Here is a 21,086-nt window from a genome sequence, read left to right on the forward strand (position 1 = left end):
ATTCAACTACGTACTGATATACGTTGTTGAATGTTGCGAGAACCGCTGGTGCGATGCTAATTCTGGCCAGATACTGTTGGAAATAGCACTAAGATCGATGACCCGACACTGTGGTGAAGCATTCTTAATCACATCAGCCAGATAAGGTGTCGCGTGCTTAAGCAGCTCCTCAAGCACACTAATGAATTCCTCACAGCTATCGACCGTAGCGGAAGAAACGTCGACTACTTTCAGATAAGTATCGAGGTGTTCGAGGACGTAGTTATAAACCGTCTTGTTAGTTTCTCGGATGATGTCGAGTGCGACACTCTCCTCATCGCCGATTGCGATGGTGAGGTTTTCGAATGTGATGTCATACAGACTATGTGAAACGAATGATGAACGAGCGGTTGCTGATAATGGCTTTAGGTTCGGCACCACAATATTTCCTCTGGCGAAGAGTTCTCCAATTTTTTCTGCCTGGGCGGACGTTCCGTCTTTCGTGAGGACTGAAAACTGTGTGTAGTGTGTTTGCAAATAGTCTGCGAGGTTTCTATCCATGTTTTGTAAGGTCGTTGGGAGATTTATTAGTGCAGTGTTGACCAACGTCAGTAGCAAGCTATCGTCTATTTCTGCTTGGTTTACGAGGTAGAAAAGTACGTTTGGGGATAGATCAGTAAACCTCTGAATAAATTGAGAGGTTTTGTCACCGACGGTTAAGTAAGCCTGTAGGAACTGTTTCTGCCGCTCGCCCAGAGTATTGAGCGAGCGGATCATGATGTCGGCTGTATCAACATCCTTTTCAAGGAGATATTCAAGAATTGCCACATTGTACAGGGCTGGCTCTTTCAGCATGTTCGTGCCACATTCTCGAACGATGGCGCTCACGTCCTCTGCTTCTAGCTGAAAGTACTCGTCCATCTGGTCTCGTTCTACGTGGTGGATGATGAAGTTTGTCGCTGTGGGACTAACTCGATCACCGTGGAAAGTGGATGTATATAGTGTGAAGTTGTGATTGATATATCCTGTCCGCACCAACTGGTATGCGAGCCCAGAGCTCAGCAGTTTCTCAGACACAGAAGCAAATGATTGTGGTGTTCCTTCATAATTGACGAGGAACTCAGGATGCTCTATGAGGTCTTTAAAATCGGCACCGCGCAGGTACTTGAGTTCCGCAGTAGCCTTGTTGATCTGTTCGTTCAGTAAAGTTCGATCTGCGGCGTTCCAGCTATCTGTGTCTAATACTTCCCCTAATTCGGTCTCGATATGGCTTCGCGTGAATGACAGAGTTTCCCGATAATAACCGTCGTTTCTCCATATGAGTTTGGCGTCATCGGGAGCTGTAATAATACTTTTCCAGAATTGCGCACTCTTGAGATCACTGATGGATTTTCCATTAAATTCGAATGAAATCGTTCCGTTCTGACTATGGTAACCGGCAGCAATCGCAACCCTGTTAACATGTTCCAATAGACGTTCACCTAGCTGAACGCTGCGAGTCTCCACTCCGTCAATTTGCGTGAGCCGCTTTTGCAACGCTCGACACTCGCTATCAATCCGTTTAATGTTTTCTGCTACCAGCACCCGACTCAGATTATAAAGGGTATCTAGCTTACTATTGCCAAGCCGTATTTTCTCAAAGTCGGTGAGATGTGTGCTCTTGTAGAGCATCATCGCAAATAGGTCTGTTTCACTCAAGTCAAGATATTCGCCGTCACCTGCAAAGATCCGATCACGGAAAACAACGAATTCGTTCCGGATGTTCTTTAGTAGTCGCATATCTGGAACGTATTTCACGGCCAGATCAAGTAGTTCTGGCACTATCGTGTGCTCAATCTGTTTCAACAGCTTAGTAGCATGATTTCGGGCACTGCGATGTGTAATGAAGGGAACTACCGGAATCACAAGATCAAAGAACTTAGTTCGATTTGCGCGCATCACTTCGGCTTGCGCAGGATCTTCAACTTCAATTATATCTGTTTCGAGTTTACGTCCTTCATCTTCTAACCCAATCCGGTCAAAAATGCTGTCCTTAATTGCGTAAATAAAGCGTATTGGCTTCTCAATCTGCGGCGAGGCATTGAGTAAGGTATTTAGCGCACGAAGGGTTTCAAAGATGTGCGAGTCATTGAAGCGATCAATATCCTCGAAAATCACCACGTCACAGTTCGAAACTTCGAAAAAATATACAATTTCATCGAGATACTGGTCAAAGTAGGAGACGGAGTTGTCATCTAGAGTGACAGTCGCCGCTCCCGCAGAGAATTGCTTGATACGTAGCTTCCCATACAGCAGCCAGCGGATGATGAACACGATAACTGCTGCAAGGCTCCAGATGATTAGATGCAACCACACTCGAAGATCGCTCAGCAGCGCGAAGGTCGCTTCTATCTGTGCAGTCCACCCAGTTAGCAGAAATATGATAGCAAGCAACAGACCCAACAGGACAGCCGTTAGAATTTCTCGCCCCCGCTGAAAACGCTCAATCCGGCGGAACCGAGACGCTGGAGTCTTACTGGGCTCTTCTCGGTAAAGCAGTTGTTTGACAATCTCCTGCTGGATTCTATTGGTCGGAGTTGTAGCTTGGATAGGTACTGACTCATCAAGCTTTGATACCTCAACTGGGGCAAGCGTTGACAGCGAGAGTTCGACAACACGGTTATCAAGCCGCTTCCCTAGCTCTCTCAAGATGCTACTTTTACCGACGCCGTAGCTACCCGACAGCGCAATGTTGCGAATTCGATCAGTCTCAAGTGCAGCCTCAAGTGCCGAGACGTAGCCACCATGCTCAGTTTCGAGATACTCGGGAGTAAGTGAAATCAAGTTCCAGTCGGAGCCACTTGAAGAAATCTTTCCTGATAGGTCCTCCACAATCCTGCTCCTATTCCGAGATGATGGTAATTCTGAACCAATTAACTGAGCCGTGCGCTGTTTCGTGATTAAAATCGAGATACAAAATTGATTTGTTGTGCTTCATTCTCATCGCATGACACAGTCGACTCAATTAGTTCATTGACTATATTCTCCATCATTTTACTTTCGAATGCTTTGAAGCATTAGTAGATAGGGATTGGCAGGTTAATGCTTCAGCATGAAATTAGGTAACACCACCAGGTTGTTGTCTCTATTCCCAGACAGGATTATTCAAGTCAACGCCAGATTGAGCAGCAACATACGCGATGGCGTCTGCTAGCCATCGGGCAAGACCCTCTTGGTAATTATCGTAGTAGTTTCTGAATCGCTCATCAGCAATGTAACTTCGGGAAATCAGGTAATGCTTAGCAGGGGTGACTGGGAAGAACTCGCTAAGTACTTCACGATGTACCAAAACTAACCCAGATGCTTCTTGGCTATCAGGCTTGACACCGTTTTGTATTGCTTCTGCCAGACGGGCATTAATATCTTCAAAGCGCTGTTTGTTTCCTGCCCAGTCCGTTGATCCCCAGCTAGAGATTCGTTGTTTGCTGAGCTTCCAATCGTCAGTGCCACCATACAGTTCTTCGGCTTCAGCTTGGTATTCAGAAAACTTTGCGTCACCGAGAATTTCACCAATTTGGTCATGAGTGAGTGTTTCGTTGTTCATTTCTTTCTCCATTAGTTTGTCAATCGCCTCGACCATTGCGGAAATCTGGGCCTGCTGGTCAACCAGGATTTCACGCTGTCTGCGTAAATGTTCAAGGCTTGATGAATCAAAATTCAATAGATTTTTAATATCGGAGAGTCTCATGCCAGTGGCACGATAAATCAGTATCTGTTGAAGACGCTGCACGTCTTTAGGTGCGTAAAGGCGGTAGTTCGACCAACTTCGTTCCACAGGGTTTACCAGCCCTTGGCTCTCCCAATGATGCAAAGTGCGTACCGTTATGTCAAGCATCTGAGCTACCTCGCCAACCGTATAGAGAGTTTCATTCATATCCATGTAATTCATTGTGCTTACTGACGTTGCGTCAGAGTCAAATATTCCAAATTTCCGCAGCATCGCGTAACCCCAGGTTGAGGATCAGCTGCCAATAGCACTCGGCAGCACCTCCGGGTGCTATTTTGTTATCCGCCCAATAGGGGATTTGACTTTGTTGATTTTCTGCGGAAAAACAGGTTTCCCTCCCCTATCCCGATTTCCCTCTAGGCATGAAAAAGCACTCCGGTGCGTAAATGTATCAACACCAGAGTGCAGTTAGTTACTTAGACGTTCATTTTGATACAAGCCGGATTGTGGGTGCAAAGATACACTTTTGGGTGCAGAGATGCCGCTTTAGAGGTCAAACCGTTCAAGAGTTACGATCAGCAGGTAGAAACTCTTGCATTCTCGCGGCATGACGTTTTCGGATCCCGTTTGGGGTGTGCAGATGCTCCGTTTAAGAAATTATTACCGCCTGACTGGTTATTGGCATTCGATGCAACTCAAGGATCCTGCCACTGGTAAAAGTCTCGATGTTTTCCATGACGGCACATCGTTCAAGCTAGTGATTGAACTTTACAATTTCGATTCCAAGCTACGAAACGCAATATTTCCTTGTCTCGGTGAGCTTGAATTAGCCTTACGGGCGCTTCATTGCCCATAAACTTGACCGCATTGAAAACCAGCACATTTTAGGTGAGGCACTAGACAGCTACCCGCACAACAACCTAGTCCCATTTAGACGCATGGGAATACCACAAGACTGGCTAACCCAAGAACTCTGGAAATATTAATCCTTCCAGTAGCACTCCCACTCGAAGCCGTCCACCGAGCCTGGCGTGGTGGACATTAGCTGGCAGACTTCAATGACAGTGGCACCGTAGGTTCCGACGATGATTTCATCGTGAACGTACATCACAATCTGATGTCCAGCCTCGACAACTTGGTGTACGGTGAAAATATACCGACATTTGTCGGTATTGGAGAGCCATTACCGAACACTAAGCTTATATTATCTCTAATACAGAGATAGCAACTTCCATTCCCCAGTTGCGAATCCATGCCAAAGAATTTGGCATTATGAGGGGGCATTATTATTGAAACTACACAGAATTGCACAATTTACAGCTGCTAGCTTATGCACAATCGCATTGTCAATTTCAACAACAGGCATTGCAAATGCTACCAGTTCATCAAATAGTTTAAATACGATTCATGCTACTTCATCACCAAAGCATAGCGAACAAAAAGCTCCAACTGAACCAATCACACTCACAGAAGCGCAAGCAGTAGAATTTGCAGCAAAAATAGCACAAGCAAATCCTGTGCTGAAAAGCAGCATTACCGCACCAGGAAAGTTCTCCATCGCTGCAACCGATGCAGAACTCCAAGATAAGTACCACTTTACCTCTGACGAAGTAAAACTGCTTTGTAATTTTGCAGCTGGACAAGTGCCAGTAATAAACATCATTGAAAGAACTTCAACTTCTACTAGTAATCGCGCAGCTCGTCTCTTTCACATTTCCAATGCTGATTTACAAGCTGGAACATTTGCATTCTTGGCAACCGCAGCTGAAGCAGGACCTGCAGCTGTTGCTGCTGTATGGCCGCTTTTAACATCGCTTGCTGGTCCGCTCGGAACGGCAGCAGGAATTGCAACGAGTATTTTAGGTGGAGCTTTTTTGCAGATCTTGCCGTGAAAGTAGTTGGGGCTCTTCATCAAGGTAAAGGTATTACCTTCTACTCTGATTGGGCAATCCCACCAATTACTGTGAAAATCGAAGGCAAATAATTCAATGGAGGTGTATTCCAATTAATAAGGATAACATTGGTGTCGTTGCAATAGTTCCTGAGATTTTCTGGGGTGGGTTTCTAACCATTCTTGCGACCAACTTGACTTTCTCTGCGTGGAATGACGTTGTAAATCTGGTAGAGATCGCAATTCTTACGGTTGCTGCGGTGTGGAGTATCTACAGACGTTTTCAAGAAAGTCTCTCTGAGGTTTTCTGGTCACTACTGTATATGGCTTCCACAATTGGTTTGATTACCATTCAAAATTCCTCTTGGACTCGGTTTACAATACTCATCATCATGGTGGCATATATTTACGGGCGAAACTATCGCGAAAAACAAAGAGGGGTGTAAGTATCAATAACGAGTTTAACTAAGTTTATATTCCAAAATCATTACACTGGTAAGATCTACGTCTTACTGTGTACGTTTGCCTATCTCGGTTAAACAGAAACGGATCAAATTGGAACGCAATCTAGAAATGTAATGTAGGCATCTCCTATACCCTAGAGTCCCTCAGGATCGCACAATTCTGAGGGACTCTTCTCTATAAGCTTATGCCGAGTTCATCATGCTCGCAGCAGCGGTACTGGCTATTCCGAAAACATTGATCCTTCGTAAGGAAACGGAATAACGATCGTAATTAATACTGTTTTGTTTCTTCTTCGGCTGGCGGGTTTAAGGCTTGTACCCGCCAGCTCGTGCTTGAGCAGATTAGTATCCAGCTTTGACGGCAGTGATGGTGAGTTCACCTCGATTGGTAAAGCCGGTAGCTGTGAAGAGTTCAGAAATGTACGAACGTGCGGTAGCTTCAGTGATTCCAAGCTCTCGGGCGATGATCTTGTTGGGTAGGGCTTGGATGAGCAGATCGAATACGGAGCGTAGATAGTTTGGGAGTTGATCTACTTTTTGGCGGAAATCGTCATAGGTAGGATCGTTTTTACTGGATGCCATATAAGATTCTGTGAGTAGCTGTGTGGGGCGCGGTCCGAACACACGCTGACCACTGTGGGCTTGTTTAATTAACTGGGCAAGCTCAGGGGCTAGAATGTCTTTGGTGAGAAACCCGCGCACATTACTTGCTAAGGATTGTGCGAGTGAGTCTTCGTGCTCGAATGCGGTCAGCATCACCACAGCAATATTGGGGTACATTCGCCCGATTTCTTTCGCGGTCCTAATACCGTCAAGAACAGGCATATCCACATCCAGCAGTGCCACGTCTACTCGATGTTCAGCTAAGACGTGTAGTGCCGCGCGCCCGTTTTCCACGGCTGTTACCACCGTAATTCCATCTTGTAGGTTCAACAAATTAGCTAGACCATCACGAATGATCTGATCATCATCGGCTAGCAGGATGCGAATATCCTCACTCATCGCTACCTCCTGTAATGCTAGGATTGAGGTTAGGAATAGCAGCGTTAATAATCCAGTGGGCACCGCTAGAAGTGAAACTCATACGCCCGCCCTCGCTCTCAATCCGGGATTGCAAATTGGCTAACCCAAACCCACCAGTGAGCGTGCGATCAATCGGCTCGGTGCTAATCTGGTTCCTCATCATTAACGCCAGCTCGCTCCCCTCAAGATCCACATAAAGCTCGACACTGGTCGAGGATTGCCCATATTTCAACACGTTCGTGGCGGTCTCACGCACAAACAGTGACGCTGTGAGCAAAGCCTGGCGAGAAAGCAAATGGTCAATATCAGCCGCCATCTCCACCTTCAACACCATGCTGCGGGAGCGTAACATCACTGCGGATTCTTTCACCGCTGCCCGAAAACTCGGCGCAGCCACGGTTTGGTTCAAGTCCATGATCATTGGACGTAACCGGCGAGAAGCACCCTGGGTAATATTTGTGATCGGATCAATCTCGTCAGCAAGCTCAGGATGCGCTGCAGCCATGTTCTGCACCAATATGGCCACTTGAGCAAGATCCTTCGCGATTGTGTCATGTAACTGGGCAGCCAATTCGGTTCGGATTGAGGCTACTGCTTCGCGTGATGCTCGACGTGCATTGGAAATCTCGCGCTCAGATTCGCTGGCCTTGTCGAATGAGGATCGGAGCAGTAAAGCAATAGTAAAAACCAACACTGCCACGAGGATTTCACTAACTAGCTGGAATGGGAGGTCATCATTTTGCCACAAGGACAGCAGTGCCACACCGCCAAGGAGTATGGAGGCTCTGATCGTATGGTGATTTATGATCCATACGGCCGCGATCAAGGTAATGCCGAATGTCGGAAATGACAGCGATGAATCAAATTCAGCCAACCCTATCGCGATATAAGCAAGGGAAAAAATAAATCGCCAATAGTTCCTAGCCAAGGGGCTGCAGCTAGTGCTATACAGAGGAAAGCTAAAACCCAGATAGTTGAAGTGTCGAAAAAGGGAGGTGAGAGATGAATAATGAGTTCAAAAATCATAATAAGTGCAGCAGTTAGTAAATAGGCTAGCTTATAGCTGCTTGCGCGCGGGTATAGATGGCGCTTAATGACTTTGAACATCACTAGTTTTTCTTGCAACCAGGCAGTTTAGGAAGTAACGTACACAACAGGTTACCATAGTATGCTTTGACTGTTGCAACGCTTGTTGTGGTGGTTTCTAGTTCACTAGCAAGCACAACCGTGCTCGGTGGGATAGCCACCCCTAAACCCAACAGCCCAGCAACTACTAGAGCCATCAAACGAGAACTAGCTCTCCGCGTCAATCCTACCATTTCTGTCACCGCACCCTTTCTACATCGTCCGCTTTTTCTTGTACTCTTCGAACTTACTAGCCTGCTATGGCTTTTCGACACCGATATGTGTCAGGGTCGCACCCTGACATTTATCGGTGTTGTAGCACTAGCAAGAAATGGTTACCTATTAGTATCCTAAGAGGAGATCGCAGCCCATATTCCCAAGCTGCGTAACCCGCCACCAACGGTGGTATGACAAAAGGAAACAAAGATGAGATCCACGAAACAATTCTTTTATGCAAGCGTAACGTTGATCACTACTGGGGCTCTTGTTCTGGGTGCCACTGGTTTTGCTTCCGGTGCGGAAACCATACCTGCGAAACCCGCTCATGCGGAGGTGGCTGAATCTATAGGTCGCGTGTTAAACCGGACTTTCGATACTAACTATTCTTCGCATATGTCTCGAGATGGGTATGCAGTTTCTGCGATGCACATAGGAACTACGGAGCAACGTGACCCCCAAAGTCCCCAATGCTCAATCACTGAAAACGCACCAGACAGATCAAGCGAACTTATTGGAACTCAGCGGGAGGTCGCGCTTAATCGCGTTAAGCAGGATGCTTCCTTGAAAAAGATTGAAATCTCCTCGACAGTGGAGCAGCTAAACTTCGACGCTGCAGTGGCTTTGAAAATGCAAAAACAAGGTAGAGTGTTCACGACTGTTGCTATCCCTGTTGAAGGTTATAGCCCAATTAGTAATTTTACTGTTGTCTATGAAGAAAACGGTGCTATTTCCAACTACGCCGAGACGCTCTACTTTGAAGGGGAAAACGGCAACCTGTGGATGGAGCAGTGGGTGGATGGGAAGTTTATCCGATCCAAAGATCTTGGAGTTAAATTCATTGATAACGATGCAATGAAACTGGAAATGCAGAATCTAAAGGCTAAGGCAGATGAGGCTGCAGCAAGCCTGAGTCAGGAGCGGTCTATAGGGAAAATCGCGGCATGTTTGGCTGCGGCAACGGGCGTTGGTGGGGTAGCGGTATGGGCCATTGCTGCTGCGTGCGCAGGCGCTTGTGCATTTCCAGAATCCACAGCGTCTAAAGTCGTCTGCGCAGCGTGTATTGGCGGTTATGCCGCCCTCGGCGCTGGCGGCATGGCGGCAGTAGTTGGATGTTTTCAGCTGTAGAGGATTGGAAATGAAGCTGATTACTACTAATCTGAAGCGATCTTTCTATAGGGTTTGGAAAGTTATAGCGATCACCGTTCTTGGAACCGTTGCTACTGTGTCTGTCCCGCTTACTTTTCTTTATGGACGGGGGTGGGCGTTGGTTTCTCTAACATGCATTGCTGCAATGGTGCTTTTGCGGCCTAGAGACCCTGCGTAGTCAAGCAGCTCCCCGTGCACTTAACTATTATTTATAGCTAGTGGGTGACCCCAGCGAATAACTTGGGGTCACCCACTAGCTAGTTCTAATACTATTAGAAGGCAGGATCACGCACGGCGGTCACCCAGTATTGGCGTGGATGGCAGACAACATTACGGTGCGGCAAAACCCGGCAGGCAACATCAAGCCCGATAAAGCCAAGTCCACCGAGAAAATCGACGGCATCGTCGCACTCATCATGGCACTCGACCGCGCCATCCGAGGCGGCAACAACGAGCCATCAGAATCGGTGTATGACGAGCGCGGGCTGTTATTCATCTAGCACTACAACACCGACAAATGTCAGGGTTGCACCCTGACATTTGTCGGTGTTGTAGTGCTAGGAAGAAATGCTTAACTAGTAGTATCTCTAAGAAGAGATCGCAGCCCATATTCCAAGCTGCACAGCCCATCACCAGCGGCGGCACGACGAAAGGAACAATTAATGGTTAACACATACCATTTAAAATCAGCTGTAGGAGCAATTACAGCATTAGCGCTGTTTATTGGCACGGCTGGATCTGTGTCGCCACTGAGGTATCACACTCAAACACAAAATGGGAGCCCCACTGGACTCCTGCTAGAAACATAAGGAGTCAAAATCATGAAAAACAACTTGATTAACACTATCAGCGCGTTGGCAATGTCAGGTCTGCTCGTTGTCAGCGGAACAGGCGTAGCACAAGCTGCGCCAGCTCAGGCAACTCCAGAAACAACAGCTGTTTCCTACGATGACAGCTTTTTGAGTTCTAGCGAGCAGAATGACGGCACTCAGATGCAAGAAGCCATTGATACGGTTGCCGATGATCTAGAAAACCTTTTACACGGTATGTTCCTCAAACCGATGGTACATTCACAGTTAATTCGGAAGCTATTATTGCCGATGGTTATGGACAACACCTGTTCGTTTTCGAGGATCTAGCCATTCAGCTAAATAGAGCATCGTCTATGCAGGATGCTGGTTCTAGCGATATAGAGAATCGCGATGCAGCCTCTTACGCGAAATGCGTTATTTATGGAGCTTTGGGCATTCCTACCACGGCATTTGGCGCTGGAACATGGACGGCAATTGTCACGGCAGTAAAGGCATGGAATTGGGGGCTGGCTGCTTCCACTGTCGTTCGAGCACTCGGTCCAGCTTTCGTGACGGGAGCTGGTAAAGCTCTCGGAGGTCCTGTTGTAGTCGCCGCAGCGCTTGCGTCAGCAGCCGCTTGGTGTGCATTTCAGTAAAACCTCGGTTTTGCAGTAATGACGAAAAGGAGAAACTATCATGATACATTTCACAAAAACGTTTATTCCTACATTTGTCATTGGATACTTGCTGTTGGTAGTGGTGATTTCCTTGGTTGAGTTTCGCACGCTAGTTTCTGATAATCCACGCGTGTGGCTCATAGCATTGCCAGTTCCATTGATTCTGTCGATTGTGCTTGGTTTCAAGGAGGCACGATCCCAACGTCAAGAAAGTAAACAAGCTCGATGATGTTGTTCGGGAGAAAAGACGCAACACAGCTTCGCTGCGAGTTGGATGCGGTGAAAGCGGAGATTGCTGCTCTTCCAAGCCAAACGGAAGAGAATATGCGTGCGCAAGAAATTATTGAGCGCTTAAAGGCTGATGGCGTTTCGATAGAAGAAATCAATGTCGAGTTGGCTCAACATACTCTTCCAAGTGTTGATCAGGTTGGCAAGAACACGGCAGCCAGCTTATTTCCTCTATGGAAACTGAATCGACAACGTCGAAAGTTAGAAAAACAGCTTGCACACTTGGACTAGTAGCAAGTAAGCACTGATTGCACTTTCTAGTGCACCTTAATGGGAACTGGTGAAAACCGGTTCCCATTTTGTTTACAGAAAGACGTAATTATGGGTTTCATAAATCCTTTCAAGAAACGTCCCACCGAGAACAAAGCCCTCACCAGCGGTGGCTATAGCTTCTTTTTCGGCCCCACGTCATCTGGTAAGCCGGTGACGGAACGCTCGGCTATGCAAATGACGGCGGTCTATGCGTGCGTACGCATTCTTTCCGAGGCGATTGCTGGTTTGCCGCTACACGTCTACCACTACGAAGAGGACGGCAGACGAAGTAAAGCACTCTCGCATCCGTTGTATGTGCTCTTGCATGATGAGCCGAACCCTGAAATGACCAGCTTCGTGTTTCGGGAAACGTTGATGACGCATCTGCTGCTGTGGGGTAATGCTTACGCGCAGGTAATCCGTAACGGGCGCGGCGACGTAGTGGGGTTGTATCCGTTGATGCCGAACCGGATGCAAGTAGGCAGGAACGATAACGGTGAGCTTGAGTACGTCTATACCCGCACCGGCGACGAACCCAATGTGGATGCGCCTCGGAAGGTAACGCTTACCGCTGCTGATGTGCTCCATATTCCAGGGCTTGGTTTTGATGGTTTGGTGGGATATTCGCCGATTGCGATGGCGAAAAACGCTATCGGGCTGGCTATTGCGACCGAAGAATACGGTGCTTCGTTTTTTGCTAATGGTGCGGCTCCTGGCGGCGTGTTGGAGCATCCGGGCACGATCAAAGACCCAGCGCGTGTGCGCGAATCCTGGCAATCCACTTTCGGTGGTTCTCGTAACTCGAACAAGATCGCGGTGCTCGAAGAAGGCATGACATACACCCCGATAGGGATTTCGCCTGAGCAGGCACAGTTTCTCGAGACACGGAAGTTTCAGATCAACGAGATTGCCCGGATTTTCCGTATCCCTCCGCACATGGTTGGCGACCTCGAAAAATCGTCCTTTTCCAATATTGAGCAGCAGAGCTTGGAGTTTGTGAAGTACACGCTCGACCCGTGGGTCATCAGGCAGGAACAAGCCATCACAAAACTCTGCTCTCGGCTGATGAGAAACCGTGTTTTTGTAGTGAGGAGCATCGGCGTGCCTGGTGGAAAGCACACCCTGAGGCGCGAAAAGGCGCACTGCTATCTACACCTTTACCTGCGCTGGCTGCGCAACCACATTCACTGCCTACGGCAACAAGAAACGCAAGTATTGCTCCCATGTCTGCTACGTGACCCACAGGAGCACGGCATGAAAGCGATTCAGATGAACCATGAGGCAGTCTGCAGGGTCACGCTCGCACGTGCCGAAAAACTCCGCGTAGCTGGTGCTATCTGTCAGGCTGATTATCAGCGGGTACGAGAGGCTCTCATCGGTTCGTATCAGCCTGCGATTATGGCGCTGTTACTGCCACAGCGACTGGATAAATGGCGCGAACAGAGTGATGTATAGAAGCAGGGAAACACACCGACATTGATCCAAAAGGGAGCAAGAATGGAGATCCACAAACTACCCCCACGCCCCGCACTCACCAAACGCCTGCGGGTGGCGGCCTATGTGCGGGTCTCACGCGAAAGCGAGCGGCTGACTCATTCTTTTTCCGCGCAAGTGTCCTACTACAACCAGTTAATTAGCTCCACACCTGGCTGGGAATACGCCGGCGTCTACAGCGACTACGCCACTAGCGGGACGAGCACGACGCGTCGTGATGAGTTTAAGGACATGATTACTACCGCGCTTAATGGTGGTATTGACATTATCCTGACGAAATCGATCTCCCGCTTCGCCCGCAACACCGTCGACCTCCTCGAAACCGTGCGTGAACTATCTGCTGCTGGTGTATCGGTGCGTTTCGAACGCGAGCACCTCGACACCGCAACCGCTGAGGGAGAAATCCTCCTCACCCTGCTCGCGTCATTCGCGCAAGCAGAATCCGAATCCATATCGGCGAATGCGAAATGGGGTATCCGCAAAAAGTACGCTGACGGGCACCTGCATTCCCGCCACCCCTACGGCTACCACTACCACCACGGCCACCTCGACATCATTGAGGAAGAAGCTGTGATCGTGCGCCGCGTATTCGATGAATTCCTCAAAGGCATTAGCCCTGAGAAAACCGTCGACACGCTCAATGCTGAGGGGCTACGCTCGCGTGGCGGCGGCAAGTTTAGAGCATCCGTTACCCGTCAATGGCTAGAAAACGAAACCTATACAGGCGATGCAATCTGCCAAAAACACTATCGAGCACACGTCGGCAAAAGCACCAGCAGCCCCAACACAGGCCAACTCACCAAATACCTCGTTGAGGACTCCCACCCCGCAATCATCGACCGCGCTACTTTTGACGCGGTACAGACAGAACTGGCAAAACGTAGAGCATCCGGCGGGCGTGGCCTGACCCCCACGGGAGGCACCGGCGCGCTCACCCACAGGATCACCTGCACCCAATGTGGCAAGCACTACCAGCGCCGCACCAGGAAACAAGCCCATGGAGAATACAAGTACTGGTGGTGCGAAACCGCCACCAAAGGTCGCGGCAATCCATGCAAAGCCCACCAACTCCGCGAGGAAAAGATACGCGCCATCATCTGCACCGCCTTGGATCTAGCCGATTGGGATGACAAAACCGTCATTGAACAGGTTGAGCGCATTGAAGCTACGCCCGATTGGCTCCTCACCATCCACCACACCGACGGGAGAAGCACGACAATTGATTACCGCACTGGATTGGAGGTGAACCACTGATGCCAAAAATCACCGCGATCCCAGCAACCAACCCCTACACTCTGGCAACCACGCCCTGCCCAACATTCGCCGGGTCGCAGGCTATGCCCGCGTCTCCACAGATGATGCTGACCAAGCCAACTCTTATGCCGCCCAGGTGGATTACTACGAGCACTATATTCGCTCCCACGACGGCTGGCAGTATGCAGGCATCTACACTGACGAAGGCATCAGCGGCACGAGCATCAAACACCGTGACGGCTTCAACCACATGATCACCGACGCCCTGAGCGGCAAGATTGACTTGATCGTCACAAAAAGCGTCAGCCGGTTTGCTCGCAACACCGTCGACTCCCTCACCACCGTCCGCGCGCTCAAGGATAAGGGTGTGGAGGTGTTCTTCGAAAAAGAAAACATCTGGACGCTCGATTCTAAAGGCGAACTCTTAATCACCATCATGTCCAGCCTTGCCCAAGAAGAATCACGCTCTATTAGCGAGAACGTCACCTGGGGACAGCGCAAACGCTTCTCCGATGGCAAAGTCAACATGCCCTTCAAAAACTTCCTCGGCTATGACCGCGGCCCCAACGGCCAGCCGATCATCAACCCTGAGCAAGCCGAAACAGTCAGGCGCATCTACCGCCACTACCTTGAAGGCATGAGCATTCCACAAATCGCCGCCGCGCTCGATACTGACGGTGTGCTCACTCCGCGTGGCAAAACCCGCTGGAGCCACACCACCATCCAGTCCATCCTCACCAACGAAAAATACAAAGGTGACGCGCTCCTGCAAAAGACGTTCACCGTTGACTTCCTCACCAAGACCAAGAAGATCAACGAGGGTGAAGTCCCGCAATACTATGTGACCGGCTCACACGAAGCGATCATTGGTCCCGAAACGTGGGAGCTTGCCCAAGCCGAATTCGCTGCACGCGGTAGCGGCAGACGCGAACGCGTCTTTACCGGCAAGATCTTCTGCACCCACTGCGCCCATACTTATGGGTCTAAAACATGGCATTCCACCGATGCCTACAAAACCGTGATCTGGCAATGCAACCACAAATACCGCAGCCCACATCCCGCCCAAATGCCCATCCTGCGTGATGAGCAACTCGAACATATCTTTCTAACCGCGCTTGCCACCTTGCTTAAACGCCGCAACCTCATCGACTGGGACTTGCTCGAAACCACGCTCACCGACACCACCGAGCTAAAAGGATTAACCTTTAAGGACAGAGAAAATAATAAAACTTGGAAAGGAGGTAATTCTCATGTCAAATACGAAAAGAACAGGACAAACAGCCCTTTATGAGCGTTTAAGTCGTGATGATGAAATGCAAGGAGAGAGCAATTCTATCACCAATCAAAAGCAACTACTTGAAAGCTATGCCAAAAGAAACGGCTTTGTAAATATCTATCACTATACTGATGATGGAGTTAGCGGAACAACCTTTGATAGAGATGGATTTCAAAAAATGATAAAAGCAGTAGAAGAAAACAAAGTATCTACTGTGATAGTAAAAGATATGAGTAGGTTTGGCAGAGATTACCTCAAAGTAGGATTTTACACCGAAATACTTTTCAAAGAAAAGGGAGTAAGATTTATCGCCATCAATAACGGAATAGACAGCGAAAAACAAGCAGAAAGCGACTTTACCCCATTTCTAAATATTATGAATGAATGGTATGCAAGAGATACCTCAAGAAAAATACAATCCATCTTCAGAGCAAGAATGGAAGAGGGCAAAAGAGTATCACCAAGCGTACCATACGGCTATTATAGAAACCCTAAGAATAAACAGGAGCTACTTGTCGATAAAGAGAGTGCAAAGGTCGTAAAACGCATTTATAGGCTTGTAATAGAGGGATATGGCGTAACACAGATAGCAGATATACTAACCAAAGATAAAGTCCTTATCCCATCAGCCTATGCAGAAATACACTATCCTGAAAATAACCACAGTTCCAAGAAAAGAGGAATAGAAGACCCGTATTTTTGGACACCAACCACAGTAAGCTATATCTTAGAAAAGCAAGAATATATGGGACATACTGTACTTGGTAAAACAATATGCCTTGATTATAAGACCAAGAAACGAAGAAAGGCGAAAGAAGATGAACTCATTATATTCAAAAATACCCATGAAGCTATCATAGATGAAGAAACATGGAATAACGCCCAAAGGTTAAGAAAGACAGTAAGAAGAAGTCCGAAGTACGGGACAACATCCCACCCATTTACAGGACTTTTAATCTGTTCAGATTGTGGAGGAAAGTTAAGTTACAGAGAGCCGGCAGAACATAAAGAAAAGAAATACGATTGTGATTATTGTTTTGTATGCCAACATTATAGGCATAGAAAAGGTACTTGCAGTATGCACTACATCAAAGTAAAAACAGTGAATGAAATTCTATTAAAATCAATTAAAGAAATCACAGACTTTGCAAAAGAAGAAAAGCAAGAATTTCTAAAAGTGATGAACAAGTTATCCGATGAAAAAGAGAAGAAAAGTATCAAGAAGATACAACGAAATTAGAAAAGTTGTCATCAAGAAACGCAGAACTAACCACCCTCATTACAAAGCTATATGAAGACCATGCACTTGGCAAAATCCCTGTAAAACACTTTGATAGATTATTTAATACCTATGATACGGAGCAACAAGACTTAGAAAAGCAAATACAGTATTTTGAAGATGAAATAGAAAGTTATCATCAGAGAAAAGTGGACACCGATAAATTCCTAAAGATGATAGAAAAATATACCGACATTGAGGAACTTACAGTGCCAATGATAAATGAGTATATAGAAAAAGTAGTAGTCCATGAAGCAACAGGGGAAGAAAAGGAAAAGACAGAAAACAACAAGTTGATGTTTACTTTAATTTTATAGGCAACTGTCAAGTACCACAGAAAGCTGATATAGAAAAAATGGCTTAAAAATGGTATAATATTAAACAAAATAGGATTGCGAGGGGGTGTTTCTATGTCGGCAATTAAAATTGAAAACCTCACTTTCTCATATTATGGATATGTAAAACCTATATTTGAAAATGTATCGTTTTCCTTTGATACGAACTGGAAAATAGGATTGATAGGAAGAAATGGAATTGGTAAATCAACTCTATTTAAGTTACTTTTAAATCAAGAAACTTATCAAGGTAAAATAAGCAAGGATGTTGAATTTATTAAATTTCCACCAAATATAATTGATACTTCAAAATTAGGAATTGAGTTATATAAAGAACTAATATCAGATGAGGAAGAATGGAAATTATTTAGAGAACTTAATTTGCTAAATGTAGATGAGAACCTTGTTTACAGAGAGTTTGAAACGCTTTCTAAAGGAGAACAAACAAAAATCCTTTTAGCTATTTTGTTTACAAGAGAAGATGGCTTTTACTTATTGATGAACCAACAAACCATTTAGATATGGACGGAAGAAAAATTGTAAGTGAATATCTGAAAAGTAAAAAGGATTTTTGCTTATATCTCATGATAGAGATTTTTAGATGGTTGTATCAATCATGTTATTTCTATTAACAGGAATTCTATTGATGTCCAATCAGGAAATTTTACATCATGGTATGAAAACAAAGTGATGAAAGACCAATTTGAAATTAGTCAAAATGAGAGATTAAGAAAAGATATTAAACGATTAAAAGAGGCTGCAAGACAAAGTCAAATTTGGTCTGATAAAATTGAAAATACTAAAAATGGTGTGAAAGTATCAGGTGTAAAACCAGACAAAGGACATATAGGTCATCAATCAGCCAAGATGATGAAAAAATCTAAGAATTTGGAGAATAGACAAAACAAGGCAATAGAAGAAAAACAGAGTTTACTAAAAGATATTGAAACAAAGGAAAGTTTATTATTGCATCCATTACATCATCATAAAAATCCTCTAATATCGGTTAGCAATTTATCATCATGCTATGGAGAGAGACAGATATTAAGCAATGTAAGTTTCGAGATAAAACAAGGCGATATAGTGGCTATATATGGTCAAAATGGTAGTGGAAAATCAACCTTGATTAAAATTTTATTAGGGTTACATCATGAGTATATTGGTGAAATAAAATCGGCAAGTAATTTAAAAATATCGTATATTCCTCAAGATACATCTAATTTAACAGGTAGCCTAAATGAGTATATTCATAAGCAAGATGTTGATGAAACATTGTGCAAAACAATTCTTAGGAAATTAGATTTTGTAAGAGAATTATTTGAAATGGATATGAAGAACTATAGCGATGGACAAAAAAGAAAGTTTTAATTGCTGTAAGTTTATCAAAGCCAGCTCATATATTTGTTTGGGACGAACCACTGAATTATATAGATGTAATATCAAGAATACAGATTGAGGAAATTATAAAAGAAGCAAAGCCTACACTCATATTTGTGGAACACGATAAGCGATTTGTAGAAGATATAGCCAATAAAATCATACAATTATAAATGAAATAAACAATCAAAGTTTAGAAAAAGACTAGCACAGAAACAGTAAATCAAAAAGGTTTACTGTTTTTTCTATGCACAAAAACAGAAAGAGAGGAAATCAAAATGAAAAATATAGATGAAAAAATTTTAATGGCAGAAGAAGAAATTAAGCAGTTACAAAACAAAAGAAAAAAGCTCATTAGTCAACAGAAGCAGGAAGAACGAAAGAAAAGAGATAGACGGCTTTATGAAAAAGGAGCAGTCTTTGAAAGTATCTTTATTGAAAGCAAGGATTTTACCAAAGATGAATTCTATCAGCTAATCACATTCCAAAATATCAAAGAAGCAGTTAATCAAAAAATTCTAAAAATCATAGAAAAGCGAGAACAAAGCGAAAACAAAATTATAGAAACACAAGAGGAAGAAATGAACACAGAGGAATAGTCCCTTGTTTACAAGGGCGCACTTATACACCCTAAAGGGTGTGTGCGTTCTCCGAAGGCTCTTGCAGAGAGCATATCAGCTAAAGCTGATACAGGGGAGCTACACTCCCCTACGGAAATAAATTTCCTACCCCTTGTGTACTTCCCAAAAGAAATCGGATAAAAGCTATCCGATTTTTTTAGGAAGTCTTTATCATCGCCACCATACCCACATCAGAAAAGAGAGGAGGTTTTACTTATGGCGATATATCATCTTAGTATAAAGATTATCTCAAGAGGAAAAGGCAAAAGTGCAGTAGCAGCTTCTGCCTATCGTAGTGGCGAAAAGATAAAAAATGAGTATGACGGAATAGTCCACGACTTTACAAGAAAAGGCGGAATAGCCTATACCGAAATTCTATTACCGCAAAATGCACCTGAAGAATTTTCAAACCGTTCTGTCTTATGGAACAGCGTCGAGAAAATAGAAAAAGTAAAAACTCACAGCTTGCAAGAGAAATAGAAATTGCCTTACCCAAAGAACTAAATCGAGAAAAACAGATAGAGCTTGTACGAAAATATGTAAAAGAAAATTTTGTAAAAGTCGGTATGTGTGCCGACATTGCTTTACACGATAAAAATGACGGAAACCCACACGCCCATATACTTTTGACTATGCGACCATTAAACGAAGATAAAACATGGGGAGCAAAATCAAAAAGGAATATATCCTTGATGAAAATGGAGAAAAGATAAAACTCAAAAACGGCAATTACAAAACAAAAAAATAGATACAGTAGATTGGAATGAACAAGACAAAGCAGAAGAATGGAGAAAATCATGGGCAGACATCACAAACAAATATCTTGAAGAAAATAGCATACAAGAAAAAGTAGACCATCGTTCTTATCAAAGGCAAGGTATAGAACAAATACCGACCATTCATTTAGGAGTATCAGCAACCCAAATGGAGAGGAAAGGCATAGCCACAGATAGAGGAAATATCAACCGAGAAATCAAACACCAAAATGCGATTTTGAGAGAAATCTCAATCCGAATAAAAGCCTTAATGAGATGGATAAGGAGTTTAACGAAAGATAAAAATAATGATACATCAAAAGATAAACAGGACGATATGGCTATACAATCCACCACCCTACCAAAACAAAATGATTTAACAGATATGCTCTCTCATCTCATAAAAGAAAATGCAGATAATAGTAATATAGACTTAGAAAAATATATTGAAAGTTATCAATTCTTGAAAGAGAAAAATATTACATCAATATCTGAATTGAAAGAAAGTATATCATCATTAAGAGATAAAAGTTATAAGACCACAAGAGCCTTAAAAGATACCGAGAAGAAAATCAATGACAGAGTACAGCTTATCGACCAAGCAGAGAAATATTTGAAACATAAAGACACATACAAAGCTTATACCAAGTTAAAGAAAAACAAACAGGAATATTTTTATAATGAGCATACGGCAGAGATTATTTTATTTGAGAGTGCGAAAAATATCTGAAAGAACATTTAGGAGAAAGCAAGAACTTAGCCATTAGCAAATGGAAATCGGAAGTTGATACTTTGAAGAAAGAAAAAAGAGTCTATATAATCAAATATTGGAGATACGAGAGGAAGTAGGACAAGCAGAAAAAGTTAAAACCTGTATAGAGCAGTTACAGGAACAAGAAAAGCGACTATCACAGGTAAAGAAGAATGAGTTAGAGTTATAAAAACAAAAAAGTGAAATATTTATAACTTTACCATTGACATTAAAATTGTTATGTGATATATTTATAACATCGAGTTAGAAATATATCACTTGAAATTATATGTAAGGAGAACTTGAAATGAAAAACAAAGTATCTATACGAGAAGTTGTTGCAACAAAATTATTATTGCAATTTTAATTGCAGGGTATTATTGG

Annotated in this window: 17 protein-coding genes and 4 pseudogenes; 17 read left to right on the forward strand and 4 right to left on the reverse strand. The window is 44.6% G+C overall.

The annotated features are described in order from the left end of the window. Positions 1-6: 6 nt before the first annotated feature. Complete coding sequence (locus RQN30_RS03025) at positions 7-2,850, reverse strand: YobI family P-loop NTPase (protein ID WP_353061197.1); 2,844 nt, start codon at positions 2,848-2,850, stop codon at positions 7-9. A gap of 253 nt (positions 2,851-3,103) precedes the next feature. Further along, positions 3,104-3,907 (reverse strand): TipAS antibiotic-recognition domain-containing protein, encoded by an 804-nt coding sequence (locus RQN30_RS03030; RefSeq protein ID WP_353061198.1) that lies wholly within the window; start codon positions 3,905-3,907, stop codon positions 3,104-3,106. A gap of 418 nt (positions 3,908-4,325) precedes the next feature. Here RQN30_RS03030 and RQN30_RS03035 point away from each other — a divergent pair, with 418 nt between their 5' ends. After that, on the forward strand, positions 4,326-4,541 hold the full coding sequence (locus tag RQN30_RS03035) for an Abi family protein (RefSeq protein ID WP_353061750.1): 216 nt from the start codon (positions 4,326-4,328) through the stop codon (positions 4,539-4,541). A 433-nt stretch (positions 4,542-4,974) separates the two neighbouring features. Continuing rightward, positions 4,975-5,577, forward strand: coding sequence for a hypothetical protein (locus tag RQN30_RS03040; protein ID WP_353061199.1), 603 nt, complete (start codon positions 4,975-4,977; stop codon positions 5,575-5,577). Positions 5,578-6,382: 805 nt separating this feature from the next. On the opposite strand, the gene RQN30_RS03045 is transcribed toward RQN30_RS03040, so the two are convergent. Beyond that, complete coding sequence (locus RQN30_RS03045) at positions 6,383-7,042, reverse strand: response regulator (protein ID WP_353061200.1); 660 nt, start codon at positions 7,040-7,042, stop codon at positions 6,383-6,385. Then, positions 7,035-7,937, reverse strand: coding sequence for a sensor histidine kinase (locus tag RQN30_RS03050; protein ID WP_353061201.1), 903 nt, complete (start codon positions 7,935-7,937; stop codon positions 7,035-7,037). Before RQN30_RS03050 ends, RQN30_RS03045 begins: the two co-directional genes overlap by 8 nt. Positions 7,938-8,968: 1,031 nt before the next feature. On the opposite strand from RQN30_RS03050, the gene RQN30_RS03055 reads away from it, so the two are divergent. The 15 genes and pseudogenes from RQN30_RS03055 to RQN30_RS12500 all read left to right on the forward strand — a co-directional run bounded on the left by RQN30_RS03055 (position 8,969) and on the right by RQN30_RS12500 (position 20,681). Next, positions 8,969-9,532: a hypothetical protein gene (locus tag RQN30_RS03055; RefSeq protein WP_353061202.1), complete on the forward strand. Its 564-nt coding sequence runs from the start codon at positions 8,969-8,971 to the stop codon at positions 9,530-9,532. 278 nt (positions 9,533-9,810) lie between these two features. Beyond that, positions 9,811-10,053 (forward strand): annotated as a pseudogene (locus RQN30_RS03060) (terminase TerL endonuclease subunit); the annotation flags it as partial. 321 nt (positions 10,054-10,374) lie between these two features. Continuing rightward, positions 10,375-10,692 (forward strand): hypothetical protein, encoded by a 318-nt coding sequence (locus RQN30_RS03065; protein ID WP_353061203.1) that lies wholly within the window; start codon positions 10,375-10,377, stop codon positions 10,690-10,692. 101 nt (positions 10,693-10,793) lie between these two features. Beyond that, a complete protein-coding gene (locus RQN30_RS03070) occupies positions 10,794-11,000 on the forward strand; it encodes a hypothetical protein (RefSeq protein ID WP_353061204.1) in 207 nt (68 codons plus the stop codon). A 246-nt stretch (positions 11,001-11,246) separates the two neighbouring features. Then, entirely contained in the window at positions 11,247-11,540 is a 294-nt protein-coding gene (locus RQN30_RS03075) for a hypothetical protein (protein WP_353061205.1), read from the forward strand. 90 nt (positions 11,541-11,630) lie between these two features. After that, positions 11,631-13,016, forward strand: a complete 1,386-nt coding sequence (locus RQN30_RS03080) for a phage portal protein (protein WP_491608690.1) — start codon at positions 11,631-11,633, stop codon at positions 13,014-13,016. A 42-nt stretch (positions 13,017-13,058) separates the two neighbouring features. Then, complete coding sequence (locus tag RQN30_RS03085) at positions 13,059-14,309, forward strand: recombinase family protein (protein WP_353061206.1); 1,251 nt, start codon at positions 13,059-13,061, stop codon at positions 14,307-14,309. A gap of 64 nt (positions 14,310-14,373) precedes the next feature. Next, complete coding sequence (locus RQN30_RS03090) at positions 14,374-15,600, forward strand: recombinase family protein (protein ID WP_491608714.1); 1,227 nt, start codon at positions 14,374-14,376, stop codon at positions 15,598-15,600. Then, the gene (locus RQN30_RS03095; RefSeq protein ID WP_353061207.1) at positions 15,560-16,825 is read left to right on the forward strand and encodes a recombinase family protein; all 1,266 of its coding nucleotides are present in this window, start codon (positions 15,560-15,562) and stop codon (positions 16,823-16,825) included. The genes RQN30_RS03090 and RQN30_RS03095 overlap by 41 nt, the downstream gene beginning before the upstream one ends. A 5-nt stretch (positions 16,826-16,830) precedes the next feature. Further along, a complete protein-coding gene (locus RQN30_RS03100; protein WP_353061208.1) occupies positions 16,831-17,181 on the forward strand; it encodes a DUF4368 domain-containing protein in 351 nt (116 codons plus the stop codon). A gap of 93 nt (positions 17,182-17,274) precedes the next feature. Next, positions 17,275-18,749, forward strand: a pseudogene (locus RQN30_RS03105) (Lsa family ABC-F type ribosomal protection protein). Between the two features lie 105 nt (positions 18,750-18,854). After that, entirely contained in the window at positions 18,855-19,175 is a 321-nt protein-coding gene (locus tag RQN30_RS03110; RefSeq protein WP_014622648.1) for a DUF3847 domain-containing protein, read from the forward strand. Positions 19,176-19,412: 237 nt separating this feature from the next. Beyond that, positions 19,413-19,909 (forward strand): annotated as a pseudogene (mobQ, locus tag RQN30_RS12490) (MobQ family relaxase). A 31-nt stretch (positions 19,910-19,940) separates the two neighbouring features. Further along, a pseudogene (locus tag RQN30_RS12495) lies at positions 19,941-20,072 on the forward strand (MobA/MobL family protein); the annotation flags it as partial. Positions 20,073-20,120: 48 nt separating this feature from the next. Next, a complete protein-coding gene (locus RQN30_RS12500; protein ID WP_491608691.1) occupies positions 20,121-20,681 on the forward strand; it encodes a hypothetical protein in 561 nt (186 codons plus the stop codon). The last annotated feature ends 405 nt before the right edge of the window (positions 20,682-21,086 follow it).

The sequence above is a fragment of the Arcanobacterium hippocoleae genome, assembly GCF_040360365.1.
Lineage (GTDB): Bacteria > Actinomycetota > Actinomycetes > Actinomycetales > Actinomycetaceae > Arcanobacterium_A > Arcanobacterium_A hippocoleae_A.

Bases quoted from the DNA above. Each gene is read 5' to 3' on its own strand.
- RQN30_RS03030 (WP_353061198.1), bottom strand. From the start codon at position 3,907: ATGAATTACATGGATATGAATGAAACTCTCTATACGGTTGGCGAGGTA.
- RQN30_RS03080 (WP_491608690.1), top strand. From the start codon at position 11,631: ATGGGTTTCATAAATCCTTTCAAGAAACGTCCCACCGAGAACAAAGCC.
- RQN30_RS03035 (WP_353061750.1), top strand. From the start codon at position 4,326: ATGCTCCGTTTAAGAAATTATTACCGCCTGACTGGTTATTGGCATTCG.
- RQN30_RS03110 (WP_014622648.1), top strand. From the start codon at position 18,855: ATGAAAAATATAGATGAAAAAATTTTAATGGCAGAAGAAGAAATTAAG.
- RQN30_RS03085 (WP_353061206.1), top strand. From the start codon at position 13,059: ATGGAGATCCACAAACTACCCCCACGCCCCGCACTCACCAAACGCCTG.
- RQN30_RS03075 (WP_353061205.1), top strand. From the start codon at position 11,247: ATGATGTTGTTCGGGAGAAAAGACGCAACACAGCTTCGCTGCGAGTTG.
- RQN30_RS12500 (WP_491608691.1), top strand. From the start codon at position 20,121: ATGGAGAGGAAAGGCATAGCCACAGATAGAGGAAATATCAACCGAGAA.
- RQN30_RS03045 (WP_353061200.1), bottom strand. From the start codon at position 7,042: ATGAGTGAGGATATTCGCATCCTGCTAGCCGATGATGATCAGATCATT.
- RQN30_RS03095 (WP_353061207.1), top strand. From the start codon at position 15,560: ATGTCAAATACGAAAAGAACAGGACAAACAGCCCTTTATGAGCGTTTA.
- RQN30_RS03065 (WP_353061203.1), top strand. From the start codon at position 10,375: ATGAAAAACAACTTGATTAACACTATCAGCGCGTTGGCAATGTCAGGT.